This is a genomic window from Flavobacterium beibuense, assembly GCF_004151245.1.
GTDB lineage: Bacteria > Bacteroidota > Bacteroidia > Flavobacteriales > Flavobacteriaceae > Flavobacterium > Flavobacterium beibuense_A.
This window is the reverse complement of record NZ_JUIW01000007.1, coordinates 257,164-275,940: the sequence shown is the minus strand read 5'-3', so window position 1 is coordinate 275,940 and position 18,777 is coordinate 257,164. Positions and strand designations below refer to the sequence as shown.

The 18,777-nt window shown below is 36.4% G+C and carries 15 protein-coding genes; 8 read left to right on the top strand and 7 right to left on the bottom strand.

Going from position 1 to position 18,777, the window contains the following annotated elements; genetic code table 11:
• Nucleotides 1–156 precede the first annotated feature (156 nt).
• A complete protein-coding gene (locus NU09_RS11680) occupies nucleotides 157–1,437 on the top strand; it encodes an acetyl-CoA C-acetyltransferase (protein WP_129751470.1) in 1,281 nt (426 codons plus the stop codon).
• Between the two features lie 27 nt (nucleotides 1,438–1,464).
• Here NU09_RS11680 and NU09_RS11675 read toward each other — a convergent pair whose 3' ends face one another.
• Genes NU09_RS11675 through NU09_RS11665 form a run of 3 tightly spaced genes read right to left on the bottom strand, consistent with a single transcriptional unit; the run spans nucleotide 1,465 to nucleotide 2,689 of the window.
• A complete protein-coding gene (locus NU09_RS11675) occupies nucleotides 1,465–1,896 on the bottom strand; it encodes an SRPBCC family protein (RefSeq protein ID WP_129751469.1) in 432 nt (143 codons plus the stop codon).
• A 7-nt stretch (nucleotides 1,897–1,903) separates the two neighbouring features.
• On the bottom strand, nucleotides 1,904–2,218 hold the full coding sequence (locus NU09_RS11670; RefSeq protein ID WP_129751468.1) for an ArsR/SmtB family transcription factor: 315 nt from the start codon (nucleotides 2,216–2,218) through the stop codon (nucleotides 1,904–1,906).
• A 9-nt stretch (nucleotides 2,219–2,227) separates the two neighbouring features.
• Entirely contained in the window at nucleotides 2,228–2,689 is a 462-nt protein-coding gene (locus NU09_RS11665) for an SRPBCC domain-containing protein (RefSeq protein WP_129751467.1), read from the bottom strand.
• 111 nt (nucleotides 2,690–2,800) lie between these two features.
• On the opposite strand from NU09_RS11665, the gene NU09_RS11660 reads away from it, so the two are divergent.
• The 5 genes from NU09_RS11660 (at nucleotide 2,801) to NU09_RS11640 (ending at nucleotide 13,047) form a co-directional block, all read left to right on the top strand.
• Entirely contained in the window at nucleotides 2,801–3,367 is a 567-nt protein-coding gene (locus NU09_RS11660; RefSeq protein WP_129751466.1) for a pseudouridine synthase, read from the top strand.
• A gap of 95 nt (nucleotides 3,368–3,462) precedes the next feature.
• Nucleotides 3,463–8,565 (top strand): translocation/assembly module TamB domain-containing protein, encoded by a 5,103-nt coding sequence (locus tag NU09_RS11655; protein WP_129751465.1) that lies wholly within the window; start codon nucleotides 3,463–3,465, stop codon nucleotides 8,563–8,565.
• Nucleotides 8,555–10,876, top strand: a complete 2,322-nt coding sequence (locus tag NU09_RS11650) for a BamA/TamA family outer membrane protein (RefSeq protein ID WP_129751464.1) — start codon at nucleotides 8,555–8,557, stop codon at nucleotides 10,874–10,876. The genes NU09_RS11655 and NU09_RS11650 overlap by 11 nt, the downstream gene beginning before the upstream one ends.
• A 35-nt stretch (nucleotides 10,877–10,911) precedes the next feature.
• A complete protein-coding gene (locus tag NU09_RS11645) occupies nucleotides 10,912–11,382 on the top strand; it encodes a hypothetical protein (protein ID WP_129751463.1) in 471 nt (156 codons plus the stop codon).
• 129 nt (nucleotides 11,383–11,511) lie between these two features.
• The gene (locus NU09_RS11640; protein ID WP_242501868.1) at nucleotides 11,512–13,047 is read left to right on the top strand and encodes a serine hydrolase; all 1,536 of its coding nucleotides are present in this window, start codon (nucleotides 11,512–11,514) and stop codon (nucleotides 13,045–13,047) included.
• Nucleotides 13,048–13,306: 259 nt separating this feature from the next.
• Here the strand turns inward: NU09_RS11640 and NU09_RS11635 are convergent, their stop codons facing one another.
• The gene (locus tag NU09_RS11635) at nucleotides 13,307–14,578 is read right to left on the bottom strand and encodes an NAD(P)/FAD-dependent oxidoreductase (protein ID WP_129751462.1); all 1,272 of its coding nucleotides are present in this window, start codon (nucleotides 14,576–14,578) and stop codon (nucleotides 13,307–13,309) included.
• A 261-nt stretch (nucleotides 14,579–14,839) separates the two neighbouring features.
• On the opposite strand from NU09_RS11635, the gene NU09_RS11630 reads away from it, so the two are divergent.
• Nucleotides 14,840–15,808, top strand: a complete 969-nt coding sequence (locus tag NU09_RS11630; RefSeq protein ID WP_129751461.1) for a YihY/virulence factor BrkB family protein — start codon at nucleotides 14,840–14,842, stop codon at nucleotides 15,806–15,808.
• A 58-nt stretch (nucleotides 15,809–15,866) separates the two neighbouring features.
• Here the strand turns inward: NU09_RS11630 and NU09_RS11625 are convergent, their stop codons facing one another.
• The 3 genes from NU09_RS11625 to NU09_RS11615 all read right to left on the bottom strand — a co-directional run bounded on the left by NU09_RS11625 (nucleotide 15,867) and on the right by NU09_RS11615 (nucleotide 17,344).
• On the bottom strand, nucleotides 15,867–16,376 hold the full coding sequence (locus NU09_RS11625; protein WP_129751460.1) for a pyridoxamine 5'-phosphate oxidase family protein: 510 nt from the start codon (nucleotides 16,374–16,376) through the stop codon (nucleotides 15,867–15,869).
• A 12-nt stretch (nucleotides 16,377–16,388) separates the two neighbouring features.
• Nucleotides 16,389–16,757: an STAS/SEC14 domain-containing protein gene (locus tag NU09_RS11620; RefSeq protein ID WP_129751459.1), complete on the bottom strand. Its 369-nt coding sequence runs from the start codon at nucleotides 16,755–16,757 to the stop codon at nucleotides 16,389–16,391.
• Between the two features lie 92 nt (nucleotides 16,758–16,849).
• Complete coding sequence (locus tag NU09_RS11615; protein ID WP_129751458.1) at nucleotides 16,850–17,344, bottom strand: GNAT family N-acetyltransferase; 495 nt, start codon at nucleotides 17,342–17,344, stop codon at nucleotides 16,850–16,852.
• 146 nt (nucleotides 17,345–17,490) lie between these two features.
• On the opposite strand from NU09_RS11615, the gene NU09_RS11610 reads away from it, so the two are divergent.
• On the top strand, nucleotides 17,491–18,753 hold the full coding sequence (locus NU09_RS11610; RefSeq protein WP_129751457.1) for a hypothetical protein: 1,263 nt from the start codon (nucleotides 17,491–17,493) through the stop codon (nucleotides 18,751–18,753).
• Nucleotides 18,754–18,777: the final 24 nt, after the last annotated feature.

Here is an 18,777-nt window from a genome sequence, read left to right as displayed (position 1 = left end):
ACAAATGTACAGAGGAAGAGCACGCTAAAAACAGACGCTCGGAATTTGTAATCGTGAAGAAATAGAGGACTTAACAAACCACCAATAGAAAGCAGCCCAATGGGCTGCTTTTTTCATTTTATTTATTTGTAAATTAGTAGGATAAAAAATCATATTATGCTATCAGGAAAACAATTAAGGAAAGTAGCAATAGTAGGCTATAACAGAATTCCTTTTGCAAGACAAAACACAACTTATGCTAATGCCGGAAATAAGGACATGATGACAGCGGCATTAGGCGGGTTAATTGACAAATACAACCTTGCAGGAAAGCAGTTAGGTGAAGTTGCCGGAGGTGCTGTTATAAAACATAGTTGGGAAATAAACCTAATGCGTGAATGTGTATTGGCCTCATCTCTTGATCCAAAAACTCCTGCGTGTGATATAGAACAGGCTTGTAATACCGGTATAGAATCGGCAGTGTATATAGCTAATAAAATAGCCTTAGGCCAATTGGATTGTGGTATCGCAGGAGGTGTAGACTCTACAAGTAATGTCCCTTTAGTACTTAATGAGCATATTCGTTCTATACTGTTATCTGTAAGGCGAAGCAAATCCACAATGGATAAAATAAAGAAACTGTTACAGATAAATTTAAAAGACTTTACCCCTATCGCCCCAATGAATATAGAGCCCGGAACGGGACTATCTATGGGCGGACATACAGAATACACGGCTAAATATTATAAAATATCAAGAGAAGATCAGGATCTGTTTTCTCTGGAAAGCCATCAAAAAATGGCTTCTGCTTTAGACAGGGGCTTTTTTGACGACATGATAACACCATATAAAGGATTGCTATTTGATAATAACATGCGAAGAGATAGTTCTATCGAAAAACTGGCCAAATTAAGACCTGCTTTTGATAAAGAGAATGGAAGCCTTACAGCAGGTAACTCTTCTCCCCTAACCGATGGTGCTTCGTGTATATTACTTGCAAGTGAAGAATGGGCACAGCAAAACAACTTACCGGTACTGGCTTATATTACTCATGCCGAAATAGCCGCTATAGAATACATTCAAAACAAGCATAACCTGTTACTTTCCTCTATTTATGCTGCTCCAAAAATGTTGAAGAAAGCAGGTATGAAGCTTCAGGATTTTGACTTTTATGAAATTCACGAGGCTTTTGCCGCTCAGGTATTGGCAACATTAAAAATTTGGGAAAGCCCTGAACTTACAAAAGAATTTGGCTTAGATGAAAACCTTGGGGCTATAGACCGTTCTAAACTGAACGTTAACGGAAGTAGCCTCGCGGCAGGGCATCCTTTTGCAGCAACAGGAGGCCGAATACTGGCAACTATGGCAAAACTACTTAACGAAAAAGGTTCCGGTAAAGGATTTATATCAGTATGTGCAGCAGGCGGACAGGGAATAACAGTAATACTTGAAAAATAAAAAAGCCGGTATAAACCGGCTCTTTTATTATTTGTTTTCCACATATTCTTGTAGCGCACCCAAAAAGTGAGTCCACCCCCCATTGAAAGAATCTCTTGTAAAATCCTTGTGAGGAGGAAATGTTTCCAATCCTTTATGAGTTAATACCAGTTTAGTTTTATCACCTTCAGGAAAGAGTTCCCAACTAACATATGACATCCCTTCCCTATCTTCATATTTCCAGCTGTAAGTAATCTTTTTACATTCATCCACTTCAGTAACTTCGCAAAGATGTATATAATCATCTTCGCCTTCACATCCTGCAGCAAACTGAAATTTGAAACCTACCCTTGGTTCAAAAGCTTCAAGGTTAAAATACCATTGTCTCATTTTGCTGACATCGGTAATAGCACTCCATACCCTGTCTGCAGTAGCATTGTAAGTGCGTTCTAAAGTTAATGGTTTAGTTGTTGTTTCCATATTTATATTATTTAGCTTGTTCGTTTTCAAGAAAGCTGCCCAAAGCATCCAGTTTTTGATTCCAAAATTCTTTATAACGTTCTGTCCATTCTGCCACCTCTTTAAGTTTTTTCAGCTCGGCACGACAATATCGTTCCCTACCCTGTTGGTTTATAACAACAAGTCCGCATTCGGTAAGTATCTTAATATGCTTGGATATAGCAGGTCGGCTAATAGAAAAATTATCTGCCACGGCATTAAGGTTAAGCTCCTTTTTTGCCAGCATATTAATTATTTCCCTGCGCGTAGGATCGGCAATTGCCTGAAAAACATCTCTTCTCATTTATTACTTTTATTTTTTAAATCTAAAGTCAAAAGCTCCTTTTCTTAAGTGTATTCCATATTCAAGCCACGCTTTTAGGCAGGCAAGAAAATTAGACCAGCCTTCTGTATTTTCTTTTAACCATTTTATACCTGCCTCATTATTTTCCATTCCTTTTTCGGTTATGGTAATTACGGTTGCATTTCCTTCATAAGGCTCGATATTCATCTCAATAAGGGTTTTTATATCGCCTATATCCCATCGGTAAGAAACATACTTATCCTTAACTATCTTTCCTACCTCAACAGGAACATCAATATCCTTTATTTCAGGAAAGTGCCATATAAGGTTAACTCCCTCTTCCATCCTTCCTGTACTGTCGTTAATAAAATAATTAGACATTTGAACAGGATTAATTATCGCTTCATAAACTTCAGAAACAGGCTTTAAAACCTGTATAGCTGCTTTAATTTCAAGATTTTTGATTTCCATATATTTAATTTTGATTGATTTTTAAGTAACCGATTGGTTACAAATATAAGAAACCTTTTGGTTACACAATACAAAAGTTTTAATTTTTTACATTTGTGCAAATCAAAATAGATGCATCATCACTTTTTACTATATAAGCCTTTCGGTTACCTAAGCCAGTTTGTCTACAATTTAAAACGTAACAAAAAACTTTTGGGAGAATTACATGATTTTCCTGAAGGGACAATGGCTATAGGCAGGCTTGATGAGGATTCTGAAGGATTAATTATACTCACTACCGATGGTATGATGAGCGAAATTGTAAGAAGTAAGAAAGTTGAAAAGGAATATTATGCACAGGTTGATGGCGATATAACTGATGAATCGGTTCAACAGTTACAAAACGGAGTGGAAATTGGCTTTAAGGGTAAAAAGTATATTACACTACCCTGTAAAGCATTTAAAATAAATAATGTTCCTGATTTACCCGAAAGAGGAAAGAAAATAAGAGATGAACGCCACGGCCCCACCTCGTGGGTTAGCATTACTGTTACCGAGGGCAAATTCAGGCAGGTACGAAAAATGACATCAGCTGTTGGATTTCCAACATTACGATTAGTGAGAGTACGAATTGGTAATATTCAATTGGGCAATCTGCAACCGGGAGAAGCAATTGAGATTACAGAAATTAACGTGTAATCTATTTCCTGTTTTTAACAACTGTCATTTTTGTAAGTATTTTAGGAAAACTTTAAAATTATACTGTTCAAATTATTCTACTTTTAGGGTAACAAATGAACTCCCGGATAAAGAAATACCTGCGCAAGAGTATAAAGATTATACTTTGGATTATTGGCTCTGTAATAGGGCTATTCCTTCTTATTGTTTTGCTTTTACAAATACCTTATATTCAGAATAAAGTAAAAGATAAAGCCATAACCTATTTGGAAAACAAAATAGGTACTGAAGTTAAACTCGATAAAATTGAAATAGGACTTCCTAAAAAAGTAATTCTTGAAGGTGTTTACTTTGAAAGCCAACAGGGAGACACATTATTGGCGGGAGAAAAAGTAGCAGTAAACATAAGCTTGTTTAAACTGTTAAGCAATGAACTTGAAATAAACTCTGTAGACCTACTGGGTATAGTTGCCAATGTAAAACGGGACAAGGATTCTGTTTTCAATTTTGACTATATCATTAAAGCTTTCTCCAGTGATAAGCCGACAGATACTACTTCGGCTCCCATGAAAATATCGGTAAACAAAATTAACCTTGACCGGATAAGGGTAGTTTATAAAGATGATATCTCTAAAAATGACATCGCGGCAAACCTTACCCATTTTGATACCCGCTTCAGGAAATTTGATCTTGACGACCTCGATTTTGACATCCCGGAAATAAACCTCGACGGACTAAAACTTACTCTTGAACAGGGTATGCTTGATGAAATAGCTAAAAGTTCGCAAAAAGTTACTGAAGAAGCCTCTAAACAACCTGATTTAAAGCTTAACTTAAGAGATATAAATATCGCTAATATTGATATTGGATACGATAATAAAGAAAGTAAGCTTGATACAAAACTTGTTTTAAAGAAGCTAAAAGTTAAGGTTAATGAGGTGAACCTGAAAACCCAACTTATAGATTTAGAAGAGCTTCAGCTTAATGATGTTACAGGTCAACTTGCATTGGGAAAATTTGAAAAACAGGTAAAAGAAAATCTCCCTGAGCAACCTGAAGTTGTAGCTTCAAGCAATTGGAAATTCAGGCTAAATAATACCGATATTAAAAATGTAGCCTTTAAGTTTGACGATAACAACTCTGCACCTGTTAACAAAGGGATTGATTATAAACACCTTGATATAAGTAACTTTAATCTTGAGGCTGAAAATCTGGCTTATGCTACAGACAGTATCTCGGGCAATATAGATGCATTTACAGTAACAGATAAAAGCGGAGTAGACATCCAGAAGCTTACAGTAGACTTTAAATACACAGATAAAGGGGCACAACTTAACAATCTGTATATCAAAACACCTCAAACAGAACTAAGAGATAAAATAATTGTGTCCTACCCTTCCATAGCTTCGTTAAGTGAGGATATAAATAAAATGACAGTAGATGCCAATTTAAAAGGAAGCCGAATAGGTTTTAAAGATATATTGCTGTTTGTGCCTACCCTTGCCGATACCAATCCGTTTAAAAGTGAACCAAACGGTATTATGTACATCAATAGCCGTATAAAGGGCAAGATTGGCAACCTTATTATTCCTAACCTTGAAGTAAGAGGTATAGGTAACACAGTTATTGAGGCAAGTGGAAGGATAACCGGACTTCCTGATATCGAGAAGACTTACTTTGATATGGATATAAGGAAACTATATACCACTTCTGAAGATGTGGCTCTGTTTTTACCGGAAGGTACACTACCCGACAATATACAGTTGCCTGAACAATTAGCCGCAAAAGTAAAATTTAAGGGTACTATAGAAAACTTCAGTACCGATTTTAACCTCAACAGCAGTTATGGAAAAGCTAATGTAAAGGCTGTTTTTGACCGAAGGGTTAAAGACGCAGAGACTTATGATGCAGATGCTACCTTTACCGATTTTGATTTAGGAAGCCTTTTAAAAAATGATTCCATAGGTAAAATAAGCCTTAAAGCTACAGTTAAAGGAAAAGGGCTTAATCCTCAAACAGCCAATGCAAAAGTAAATGCAAATCTAATATCAGCAGAATATAACAGCTACATCTATAAAGACCTCGTTGTAGATGGCACTATTAATAACGGACAGTTTGATGCAACCGCTTCTATGAACGATCCTAACATTGATTTTGATTTGGTAGCCAGTGGCGGATTTAACGGTAAATACCCTAAAGGTACTATTAAGCTGAATGCCGATTTAATAGACCTCAACAAACTAAACCTGCATGCGGGTCCGCTTAAAATGCGTGGTAATATGAATGCTGATATAACCGATTCAAACCCTGCAAACCTAAACGGTTCGGTGGTCATTTATAATTTCATGTTTGCAACGCCAAAAGACGAAATAATACTCGATACCATAAAAGCATTTGCAGTATCAACTCTGGAAAGGGACTCCATTTCCCTACATTCTCAAATAGCAGATGCATCCCTTGTGGGTAAATACAACCTGGCAGAATTAAGTACAGCAATAAAGAAAACCGTATCAAAATACTATGACATTACTTCGGGAGAAGAAAAAGCGGTTACTGAAGAACAGTATTTTGATTTTAATATGAGGATAGATAACGATCCTATTATCTATCAACTTGTGCCGGAGATAACAAGAATTGAGCCTATTGAGCTAAAAGCTTCTTATAACAGCACCAAGGATAGTCTTGTTGTAAAAGGCTCCATACCACGACTTGTATATGGCGCCAATACCGTTTCCGGTGGAAATATTGACATCTCAACACAAAAAGACAGCCTGACTTATAGCTTAGTTATTGACGAAGTTCAAAATGAACAATTTGTATTGCCGCACACCAGCATAACAGGTAACTTAAAGGACAATACCCTGACTTACAGATTACAGGTGTTAGACCGCAAAGATGAAGAGCATTATCTGGTTGCCGGCGAACTGCGCTCTAAAGAAAACAATACCGAAATATCACTTTACCCGGAAGGTTTAAAACTGAACTATGAAACCTGGAATGTCGCCGAAGATAATGTTATCCGTTTAGGTAAAGATGGCATATATGCCAATAACTTTGAATTAACTAACGAAGGAAGCACTATTAAACTACAGTCTCAGGAAGATGTGCCCAACTCTCCTATTAATGTTGAACTTGATGACTTTAAGATTGAGACATTTACTAATATGATTCAAAAAGAAGAGTTGAAACTAAGCGGTACATTAAACGGTGAGGCAGAATTAAGGGACCTTAACACCAATCCTGTTTTTACCTCAAACCTTGATATAACAAACTTTGCGGTTAGTAAGGATACCATTGGTGATATTAAAATTAAAGTAGACAATACCGTTGCCAATACTTATACTGCCGATGTAAACATTACAGGAAACGGGAATGATGTAAACCTGGACGGTACTTATACCGCTACAACAAAAAGTTTTGACCTTAATCTGGACATGCAAAAGCTTAATATGAGTAGTGTACAGGCCTTTACTTTTGGACAACTTAAAGATGGGAAAGGATATCTTTCGGGCAACTTTACGGTTACAGGAACTACAGATGCTCCAAAAGTAAACGGAAACCTTGATTTTAATGATATAGGCTTTAGGGTAACGCAACTTAACTCCTACTTCAGTTCCATGAATGATAATATCCGTTTTAGCGACAATGGTATCAGCCTTAATAACTTCAGTATTGAGGATGAGGATAAAAACCTGATGATATTAAACGGGGATATAAATACAACCAACTATAGGGAATATGCCTTTGATATGACAGTAGATGCCGAAAACTTTAAGGCAGTAAGCTCTACTGAAAAAGATAACGATGTATACTATGGTACTTTATATTTTGATACACATTTAAACCTTACCGGAACTTTGGAGAATCCTGTTGTAGATGGTAGTCTTAATATTGATGAAGATACTGATTTTACAGTGGTATTACCTCAGCCTGATCCGGGTATAGCCGACAGGGAGGGTATTGTTGAATTTGTTGATGAGGATAATGTAGAATTGCAGCAACGCATTAAAATAGAAGAAACCGTAAATCAAAGTGATGTAACAGGTATTGATGTTGCTGTTGCCATACAGGTAAACAAAGAGGCGGAACTTAACCTTATAATAGACAAAGGTAATGGCGACTACCTTGAACTTAAAGGTGAGGCAAAACTAAACGGAGGTATAGACCCCTCTGGTAAAACTACACTTACCGGGCGTTATGAGTTTAACGATGGGGCATACAGGATGTCTTTCAACTTCCTGAAAAGGAAATTTGATATCCAGAAAAACAGCTACATTTTATGGACAGGCTCCCCTACTGATGCTACTATAGATATTACAGCTATTTATCAGGTAAAGGCTGCTCCTATCGACTTATTGGGTAATGAGCTTTCCACAGCATCACCTTCAATAAGGAATACCTATAAACAAAAGATTCCGTTCAATACCATACTAAAAATGAAAGGTGAGCTTTTAAGTCCGGAACTTTCATTTGATATTGTACTTCCCGAAGGAAATTATGGGGTATCAACAAACATCATAAACAATACCCAAACAAAACTGGCTCAGTTAAGGCAACAACCTTCTGATATGAATAAGCAGGTATTTGCCCTGTTACTATTAAATCACTTTATAAACGAGAATCCGTTCTCCAGTGAAGCCGGCACAAGTACCGAGGCTATTGCAAGGCAAAGTGTAAGTCAATTGCTTTCACAACAGCTAAATAACCTTACCAGCGACCTTATAAATGGCTTTGAACTTAATTTTGACCTGGAGTCAACCGAAGACTATACAACAGGACAACGTGAAAACCGTACAGATCTTAACGTTGGGGTTTCTAAACAACTTTTAAATGACAGGTTAAAAGTAACTGTAGGAAGTTCGTTTGGTATAGAGGGTCCGCAACAGGCAAATGAGGAAACCACAAACATAGCCGGAGATGTATCTCTTGACTACCAGTTAACCAAAGACGGCCGTTATATGCTAAGGGCTTACAGAAAAGATGAATATCAGGTTGCCATACAGGGACAGGTTATAGAAACAGGAGTTTCTTTTATAATCACTATGGATTATAATAAGTTTAAAGAGCTTTTCCACACTACTGAAGAAGAGAAAGAAATAAAACGCAGGGAAAAGGAACTTAGAGAACGCCAAAAAGAAGAAGAAAAACAGGAAGAGGAACGCGAAGCCCGTGAAGAAAGAGAAAGAAAAGCTGCTAAAAAAGAGAATAATGAAGATTAACCCTACATATTATTTTTTAATCCTACTGCTGCTGATAATATACGGCTGTAGCAATACCCGTTATTTAAACGACGGGGAAATGCTTTATACAGGTGCCGAGGTAAAAGTGGAAGACACTGTAATGACAAGGCGAGAAAGAAAGGATATGGAGGCCAATATGAAAGAACTGGCAAGGCCTAAACCTAACAGAAAGCTATTAGGGCTTAGAGTTAAGCTATATATATATAACATTGCAGGCAAACCACAAAAAGACAGCGGATTTAGGTACTGGCTGCGAAATAAAGTGGGAGAACCTCCTGTTCTTTTCAGTCAGGTAGATTTAGATTATAACGCAGATGTGTTGCAAAACCATGCAGAAAATAATGGTTATTTTAAAGCACGTGTCTCGGCAGATTCTACTTCAGCGGGAAATAAAAAAGCAGCGGCTGTTTATACCATTACTCCTAAACAGCAATATAAAATAAGGAATGTCATATTCCCTAGTGATTCTTCCCTAACACGATTAGACAGTGCAGTTGCTAAAACCAAGAGAAGGACAAGGTTAAGAAAAGGACGTCCTTATGACCTGGATGCTGTTAAGGATGAACGCGACAGGATAGATGAACGCCTTAAACAAAAAGGGTACTATTACTTTAACCCTGATTATATACTTGTAAAGGTAGACAGTACTGTTGGAGACCATCAGGTTGATATGAGGGTAATAGTTAAGGACGAAGCTCCCGAAAAAGCGAAAAGGCAATACACCATCAATAATATTTATATATTCCCTAATTACTCGCTTAACGATACGAGAGATACCATTAATGTAAAAAACATAGTAAAGGACTCTGTACAGCAATACAAGGATTTTACTATAATAGATCATCAAAATACATTTAAACCTATAATTTACGACAGGACATTATATTTCCACAAGGGAGATTTATACAACAGGACAGACCATAACCTATCTTTAAGCAGGCTTATTAGTTTAGGTACATTCAGGTTTGTAAAGAATGAGTTTAGGGTAAGCGATAGCCTTGAAAATGCCCTTGATGCTTATTACTACCTTACCCCTATGCCCAAAAAGTCAATTCGTACTGAGCTGTCGGCCAAAACCAATTCTGCTAACTACAATGGTTCCGATCTAACAGTTAACTGGAGTAACCGTAATACCTTTAGAGCTGCAGAGCTTCTTTCTCTTTCTGTTTACGGCGGATTTGAAGTACAAATGGCTGGACAAAACAAAGGTTATAATGTTTATCGTTTAGGTAGCGAAGTTAGCCTGGTATGGCCTCGTTTTATTACACCTTTTAGAGTAGAGGCTCCCAGTGCCTTTGTACCCAAAACCAGGGCTCTGGTTAATTATGAATATCAAAAAAGGATTCATCTTTATGCTTTAAACTCTTTCAAGACCCAATTCAGTTATTTATGGAAAGAATCTACAACTAAAGAACACCTTCTTAATGTATTTGATGTTAACTACGTAAGCCCTAATAGTGTTACTGATGAATATCAGCAGCAGGCGGACTCTATACCTTCACTACAAAGAGTTATTGACAAGCAGTTTATTTTTGGCCCGTCTTACTCCTATACGTTTACAAATACCATGCGTAAATATAAAAGACATACGGTTTATTATAAAGGTTCTATAGAACTTGCAGGAACTATATTTGGCTTAGTAAATGGTGCTAATGCCAAAGAAGGCAAAACAGTTGAGTTTCTTAATGTACCATTTAGCCAGTATGCAAAAACGGAACATGAATTTAGGTATTTTATGCGTTTAGGACGAGATTCTAAACTGGCTACCCGTGCTATTGTGGGTATTGGTGTACCTTATGGTAATTCTACAGAGCTGCCTTATGTTAAACAGTTCTTCTCTGGTGGTACAAACAGTTTACGTGCCTTTAGGGCAAGGTCTGTTGGTCCTGGTAGTTATTATCCCGACGATATTGACCCTGATTCCTTTTTACCGGATGAATCAGGTGACATTAAACTGGAATTAAATGCTGAATACAGGGCAAAGTTATACAGTGTAATTCACGGTGCTGTTTTTGTAGACGCCGGTAACGTATGGCTCTGGAACAGTAATGAAGAGAATCCAGGAGGTAAATTCACTTCCGATTTTATGAGTCAGCTGGCTGTAGGTACTGGAGTGGGATTACGACTCGATCTTGACTTTTTGGTATTACGTTTAGACGGTGCTTTTCCTATACGCAAACCGTGGCTTCCCGCAGGTAATCGTTGGGTTATAGATGATGTGGATTTTGGCAGCAAAACATGGCGTAAAGACAACTTAGTCTTTAATCTTGCTATTGGTTATCCTTTCTAATTTTTTATATTTGGAAAGTAAACCAATGCCTAATCATGAAAAAGCTCCTTACAGTCTTAGTCTGCTTAATTTCATTTATTTCTTTCTCTCAGGAAGCTGAACACTTTAAAACTTCCGATTTTGATGTAGCTATCTTTCCTGCCGAATATAAGGACTGGTTACCGGAAAACAGGTTTACTCCCACTCAGGAACAGGTTACAATAGCCGAAGGTGTATTAAAATCTAAATTGGAAAAATTAAACTACCTGCTTACCAATCAGTCTTCTTCACCTGTTGTTCATAAAAACCTGAATAAATACCTTAGGCAATATTTTGGTTATATAAATGAAAAAGGTGAACATATACTGCTTATTAACTGCTTTTGGAAAAATGCAGACCAGTCTGCAAAAAAATACTGGCTTAAAGAAAGAATAAACATTCTTGACGGCGGAAGCTTTTACTGGAATGTAAAATATAACCTTGATAGAAGAGAGTTGTTTGATCTTCAGGTTAACGGATATTCTTAAATAGGTAAAAAGATAATTGTTGCTCAAAACTCTTTATTTATAAGGGAATGACAGCTACATGACATCTAAATGTCGGGTTAAAAACAAGGCGGATAGGATACATTTGCTTCATAATAAAAACCAAAAATCATGAAGAATCAATCAATTGCCGAAAGACTAAAGTACCAGAGAAAAATTAAAGGATTATCTCAGGAAGAATTATCCCTAAGAACAAATGTTACAGTACGTACCATACAACGTATAGAGAGCGCAGAGGTAAATCCGCATCTTAATACTATTAAATTGCTTGCCGCTGCCCTTGATGTTGAAGTAAATGATTTATTGCCTTTAGATGATCCTAAAGAGGAAACCGTAAAAAAGAAATGGTTATTACTGATGCATGCCACTCCACTTTTGGGACTTTTTGTTCCGTTATGTAATGTATTAATCCCCCTTTTTCTTTGGATACATAAAAGAGAGGACAATTCTATTTATGACGAACATGGCATAAAAATCATCAATTTCCAGATTTCAGTATTAATATATGCTCTGTTATCATTTGTAGCTTTAATTACTGTAGAAGGTTTTGGGTTCTTTATATTTATACTTACCACACCTTTATGTATTGCAATAGTTATATTCAACGTAATCTACGTACTAAAAAAGGATAAATGCTATTACCCGCTATCTATTCCGTTTTTAAAATTCAAAAAAAACACAGCCTCTAAGGTAATTGCCCTTATTGTGCTTACAGCATTTGTTACCGGCTGCAACACTAAAAGTACCGATATCATTGAGAGTTTAGACGGAAGTACCATTTCAAAAGATTCAATTACCTACAAAATTGACCATCTTACAAAAGAGGCTCATGTAACAGGAATGGCTGTATCTATATTTAATAACAATCAACCGGTGTATGAGCATGTAACCGGATATAAGGACGCATCTAAAAAATTAATATTAACCGATTCGACCAATATTTATGGGGCATCGCTTAGTAAAGCAGTATTTGCTGTATTAACCCTAAAAATGGTTGAAGAAGGGGTTATTGACCTTGATACTCCGCTGGAATCCTACCTGCCTAAAAAGATTTATGAATACGAACCGCAAACCAAATGGCATGATAATTACAATGATTTAAGATCAGACAGCCTTTATCATAAAATAACAGCCCGTATGTGCCTGGCACATACTACCGGTTTTGCTAACTGGAGATTTTATGAACCTGATATGAAACTAAAAATACACAACATTCCTGGTGAAAAGTACTCTTATAGTGGTGAAGGCCTTGTTTACCTACAAGTAGTACTTGAAAAGATTACCGGTAAAAACCTGGAAAAGCTCGTTCAGAAATATATTTTTAAACCATTAGGGATGAATAATTCTGCTTTTGAATGGAAGCCGGAGTTTGAAAAAGATTTTGCTTACGGACATAACAAAGACGAAGGCCTTTATGAGAAAGACAAGGACAATGAGCCAAGAGGAGCCAGTACTATGGAGACCACTTTTAGCGATTACATAAAGTTTTTAACCGCAGTATTCAACAATAAAATAATAACTAAGGAATCTACTAATGAAATGTTTCACCCACAGGTAAAAATAAATTCTGTTACCCAGTTTGGTGAAGGAGCCAAACTTACATCCAATAAGTATGATGATATAAAACTAAGCTACGGGCTTGGATGAGGTTATCTGGAAACCCTTTATGGAATTGGTGTTTTTAAAGGAGGCCATGGTGATGGATTCCAACACTTCTCTATTATTTTTCCACAATCCGGAAAAGGTATGTTGATTATGAGTAATTCTGATAATGCCGAGAGCATTTTTAAAGAACTACTGGAATACGGCATTGCCGATAAATATATACCTTGGGAATGGTTTAAGTATATACCTTACAACTAATAAAAAAGGGAATAGTTAAGATATTCCCTTTTTATTTGTATAGTTAATTAATTGCTCCCTTCTTTTTATTGGGTCTTATAATCATTCGCAACGACTGATCCTGGGAGAAGTAAGCAATCATCCAGTTCCATGCAGTAGCAATCCTGTTACGGTAGCCTATAAGCGACATTAAGTGAATAAACAACCACATTAACCAGGCAATAAATCCTTTAAAGTGTAATTTAGGTTTTGGAATATCAACCACGGCTTTGTTTTTACCAATAATAGCCATAGAACCTTTATCGTTATAACTAAACGGTTTTAAGGCCTCTCCCTTAATCATTCTCTTAAAGTTTTTGGCTAACTGTTCCCCCTGTTGTATGGCTGTTTGTGCCAACTGCGGGTGGCCTTCCGGGAAATTAGGGTCGGTATGCATAATACAAGTGTCACCTATGGCATAAATATTATCCATTCCCTGTAATTTATTGTGCTCATCAACAATCATACGTCTGCCACGACCATAGCTCTCCTGTGGTATACCTTCAAATACCCTTGCGTATACTCCGGCTGCCCAAATAAGGTTTTTGGTAGTAATGGTCTCCCCATTTGCAAAATGAACTACATCATCTACATAATCGGTAACGCGGGTGTTAAGTTTTACAATAACCCCAAGTTTGGTTAAGGCATCATACGTGTCCTTTTGAGATTTTTCACTCATTGGCCCTAACAAGCTTGGCCCACCATCCACAAGATATATATTACTTACTGTTGTAGAAAGCTCCGGATACTCTTTACGTAAAATACCATTACGCATTTCGGCAAACATACCAGATACCTCTACCCCTGTAGGCCCTCCTCCTGCTACCACAATGGTAAGATATTTTCGACGTTCTTTACTGTTTTTGCATATTGCTGCCTTTTCCATGCGCTGTAAAAGCTTATTACGCATTTCTATAGCATCATTAAGCGTTTTCATCGGGATGGCGTTATTCTTTACGTTTTCCATCCCAAAATAGTTAGTTTCTGCTCCTGTGGCAAAAATAAGCTTATCGTACTCCAGCTCACCGTTGTGAAGTATCACTTTATTTTCGGAAGGACTTACGGAAAGGAATTCTCCCATACGAAATTGTATGTTCCCCTTTTTCCTGAATAACTTTCTGAAAGGATAACTGATACTGGACGGTTCAAGGTAAGCAGTGGCTACCTGATATATTAGCGGAGGAAAAAAGTTATAATTGTTTTTATCTACCAGTGTTACTTTAAAGTTGTTGTCTTTGGCTAGATTATTAGCAAGATTAATTCCTGCAAAACCACCACCTATTATTACAATCCTCATAGATGAATTTTTTAGTAAATATTTGATAATAAAGGGCTTTATAATAAGCTTAATTACACTATAAAGTTACTTTATAATTAGTTAGCAGCAATACTTAATATCCTCTATTTGTAAGATTTATGAAAACTTTGGGTTTTTAAATTGTAAGCTTTAATTTACACTTAAAAAGTAAAAATATTGAACGAATATCCTTATAGTAATGTTAATATTATAGTATTTAATACTGGTGGTTTTTAATTTTAATATTCTAATCCCATCCCTATGATAGCATATTCGAAAAGACAACTGATTAAATCGTCCGGTAAAGTACTCAAAGATACCTTTACAGGTTTTATGAATGACAAAGGTTTAAAGCTTAGCGCATCCTTATCTTATTATACTGTCTTTTCTTTGGCACCCCTGTTATTACTGATTATTTCGCTTACGGGAATCTTCTTTGGAAGGGAAGCCGTTGAAGGAAGGGTTTTTACCGAAATAAATGGTTTAATAGGTTCTAATGCTGCTTTACAAATACAGGAAATAATTCAGAACCTTGAACTGTCGGGAAAGACAAATATTTCAATGATTATAGGGGCTGTTACCCTTGTAATAGGTGCAACTACGGTTTTTGGGGAAATACAGGATTCCATAAACATTATATGGAACCTTAAAGCTAAACCAAAGAGAGGCTGGTTAAAATTCTTAAAAACAAGATTACTTTCAGGATCAATAATTATAGGGTTAGGGTTTTTACTTATTGTTTCATTATTAATTAACGGGGCTTTAGTGGCTCTAAACGAAATACTTAAAGGTTATTTCCCACAGGTAGCGGTTATATTCATTAATATTGCCGATATAGCTATAAACTTTGGTGTTATAACTGTTTTGTTTGGCACCATCTTTAAAGTACTGCCTGATGCTAAAATAACATGGAAAGATGTTAGAGCCGGAGCATTTTTTACAGCCTGCTTATTTATGCTTGGACGATACCTTATAGGCTTGTATATAGAAACTACAGCGGCAGGGTCTCCTTACGGAGCTGCGGGATCTATTATAGTAATACTTTTGTGGGTATATTTCTCGGCAGCTATTCTTTATATTGGTGCAGAATTTACCAAAGCTTATGCAGAACATGTAGGTGCAAAAATAAGGCCGGCAGAATATGCTGTATATGTTGAGGAAAAAGAGACCGAGAAGAATGTTAAGGTCTTACCGCTAGATTCATATAGAAGCGGTAATCTATATATATAAATAAAGGCTTCTCCTTGTTAAGAAAAGCCTTTACTAAATAACCAATTATTAAGTGTATTTATACGTTTAACCTGCCTTCACGGCTACCATCGTCTATAGAGTTTCCTACAATTGCCCCGGCAGCCCATCTAAGCATTGTGATCATCTTTCCTTCTTTAGTGTCCCAGTAATATGCTTCTTTTGGCTCAACTTTAATTATTGTTACATCCGGATCATTTTTACCTTCTTCAAACCAGGTCTTGGCAATAGGAGTCCAAACCTCGTCAATATGAGCTTTATCCTTGTATATTACCGCTTTCCCGAATAAAGAAAGAAAATGTGCATCAGCATTTTTGGCAAACATAAGCTGAACTTCATCATCGTGTTTTATCTCAAAATTCTTATTGCTTTTAGCCGAACTTATAAACCACAGATTTCCATTATCATCTACTTCCTGCAGGCTCATCGGCCTTGTTGGTATTGGCCTTACCGAAAGTTCCGTACAAAACATACAAATCTTAATGTCTTCAGCCAGTTCTTTAATTTTGGCTATTGCCTCTTGTTGTGAAAGGTTTTCAAAATTTCCCATAATATTTCTCTTTTAAGCTGTTTTTTCAGATACCCAGTCAACTGCTTTTTGATACTCAGGTTTATGAAAACCTCTGTACTCACCCGGCATTACTTTACTAAAAGTATCAGTAAACTTAATTACCGTTTCAGAATCAGAAACTATGGCAGCCCTGTTCCATTTGGTAATATTGTTAATACCTAAAAGGGCATCCTGAAGCCAGGCACCCGCCGTAAAATCTTTTGGAGAATTATCAAGAAATAATAAGTAGTTTAATTTACCTGTTTTCTCTACAAGTTCAGCTACTTTTTGTTTTACGATATCAAAATCATCTTTTGTTACCTCTCCCGATGAGTGAAAACCAACCATATTAGATGGCAGGTTTGGAATTTGAGTAATCATAGCGTTGTTTTTTTGTTTTACTCAAATTTACCTCTAATAATACTGTAGCTATGTTATTGATATCATAAACATTACAGAAAGTTATTATAAAACTATAAAGTCTTCACCATTACAAAGTCTTCCATTAAATAACCATTTCCTATATCTATATCTTCCTGTCCGGTATTTACAAAACCTATGTTTTCATAAAAACCTACAGCTTTATTAAAACGGTTCACATTAAGGGAAACCCGTATATTACCTTTTTGCTTAGCAATCGCAGCTATTTCATCAATCATGGCACGGCCTACTCCTTTTCCCTGAGTTTCTGGAAGTACATATATTTTATGAATCTTAGTAACGGGCGTATTATTATAATTAGGTTCATAAGAGGCAAAACCTAAATAACCACTTTCATCCTTTATAAGTATAAAATGATGACCTTTTTTTTCAATCTGCTCATTATAAGCTTTTTGACTATACATCATTTCAAACATATATTCTATTTGCTGCGGAGTAAGAATATTTTTATAAGTTTGCGGCCATACATTTTCGGCCAGAGAGTGTATTAAGTTAAAGTCGTTTAGGCCGGCTTTTATTATTTCCATATATGCTGTTAGTTATTTAAACCCCTTATAAATAAAGGGTTTTCAGTATAGTGATAAAGGTATAAAAAATTATTGGCACAGTAATTGGTTATTACTAATCAAACAACAAGAAATTAATTTTTTGGGCAAATAAATACTTTGAGACTATGAAAACGAGATTATTACATATAGCCCTTTTTGTTTTACTTTGTGTAAACAACATTTTTGCTCAGGACGTTACAACTGTACGTGCAAACAATACAGATATAAGCGACAACTTAGACTTAAGGGCGGTTGCCACCATATTTGGTGAATCGAGCGATTTGGAAGATTTTGAAAGAAGGTTAAATGATCCCGATCTTCAAATATCTAACCTAGACCTTAACGGAGATAACTACGTAGACTATATTAGAGTGATAGAAGCGACACAAAGCAATACTCACTTAATTATATTACAATCGGTTTTAGGACCCGATACTTATCAGGATATTGCAACTGTTGAAGTTGAAAGAAGCGGTAATGATGTTCAGGTTCAGGTAGTAGGAGACGTTTATATGTACGGTGCTAACTATATATATGAACCGGTATATGTTACAAGACCAGTTATATTTGATGTATTTTGGGCAATATCATACCGCCCTTACTACTCACCTTGGTATTGGGGTTACTACCCTACTTACTATAGTTACTGGGCTCCTTATCCTGTATACAGATACAGAAACCATGTACATGTATATGTAAACGTAAACAATACATGTAACTATGTAACTACCCGAAGAAGTTCACGTGCAGTTGCAATGCACAGTACAAGAAGATCTAACGGATATGAAAGAATGCACCCTGACCGTTCGTTTGCAAGCCGTACCAATTCAACAAACAGGTATGCTTTAGAACAAACAAGGGAAAATGTAAGAGTAGAAAGATCTTCAACAGCTTCGAGAAACTCTTATAACAGTTCTTCACGATCTACAGCAGATTACAGCAGAGGCAGAAGCATTAACTCTTCCAGAACGGATAATAATGGTAGTGTTAGAACAACAACTCCTTCAAGAAGCAGTGCTATCAGCAGTTCTTCAAGAGATAATAATCAGGGAACTGTAAGATCAAGAGGTAACAGTAATGTAGTAAGGTCTAATCCTTCTACCAGCAACAGCAGGTCTTATGATGCTATACCTTCAAGAAGCAGCTCTCCAAATGTAAGAACTGAACCTTCTAGAAATAGCAGTCCTTCAGTGAGAAGTACATCGCCTTCAAGAAGTAGTTCTCCATCTGTTAGAAGTTCATCCCCTTCAAGAAGCAGTAGCCCATCTGTAAGGAGTACACCTTCAAGTTCGAGAAGCAGCTCACCAAGCATGAGATCTTCTTCACCTTCAAGAAGCAGTTCACCTGCCCCTTCAAGGTCATCAAACGGTAGAAATTCAAGAGGTTAATTAATTATATTCTATTTTATAAAA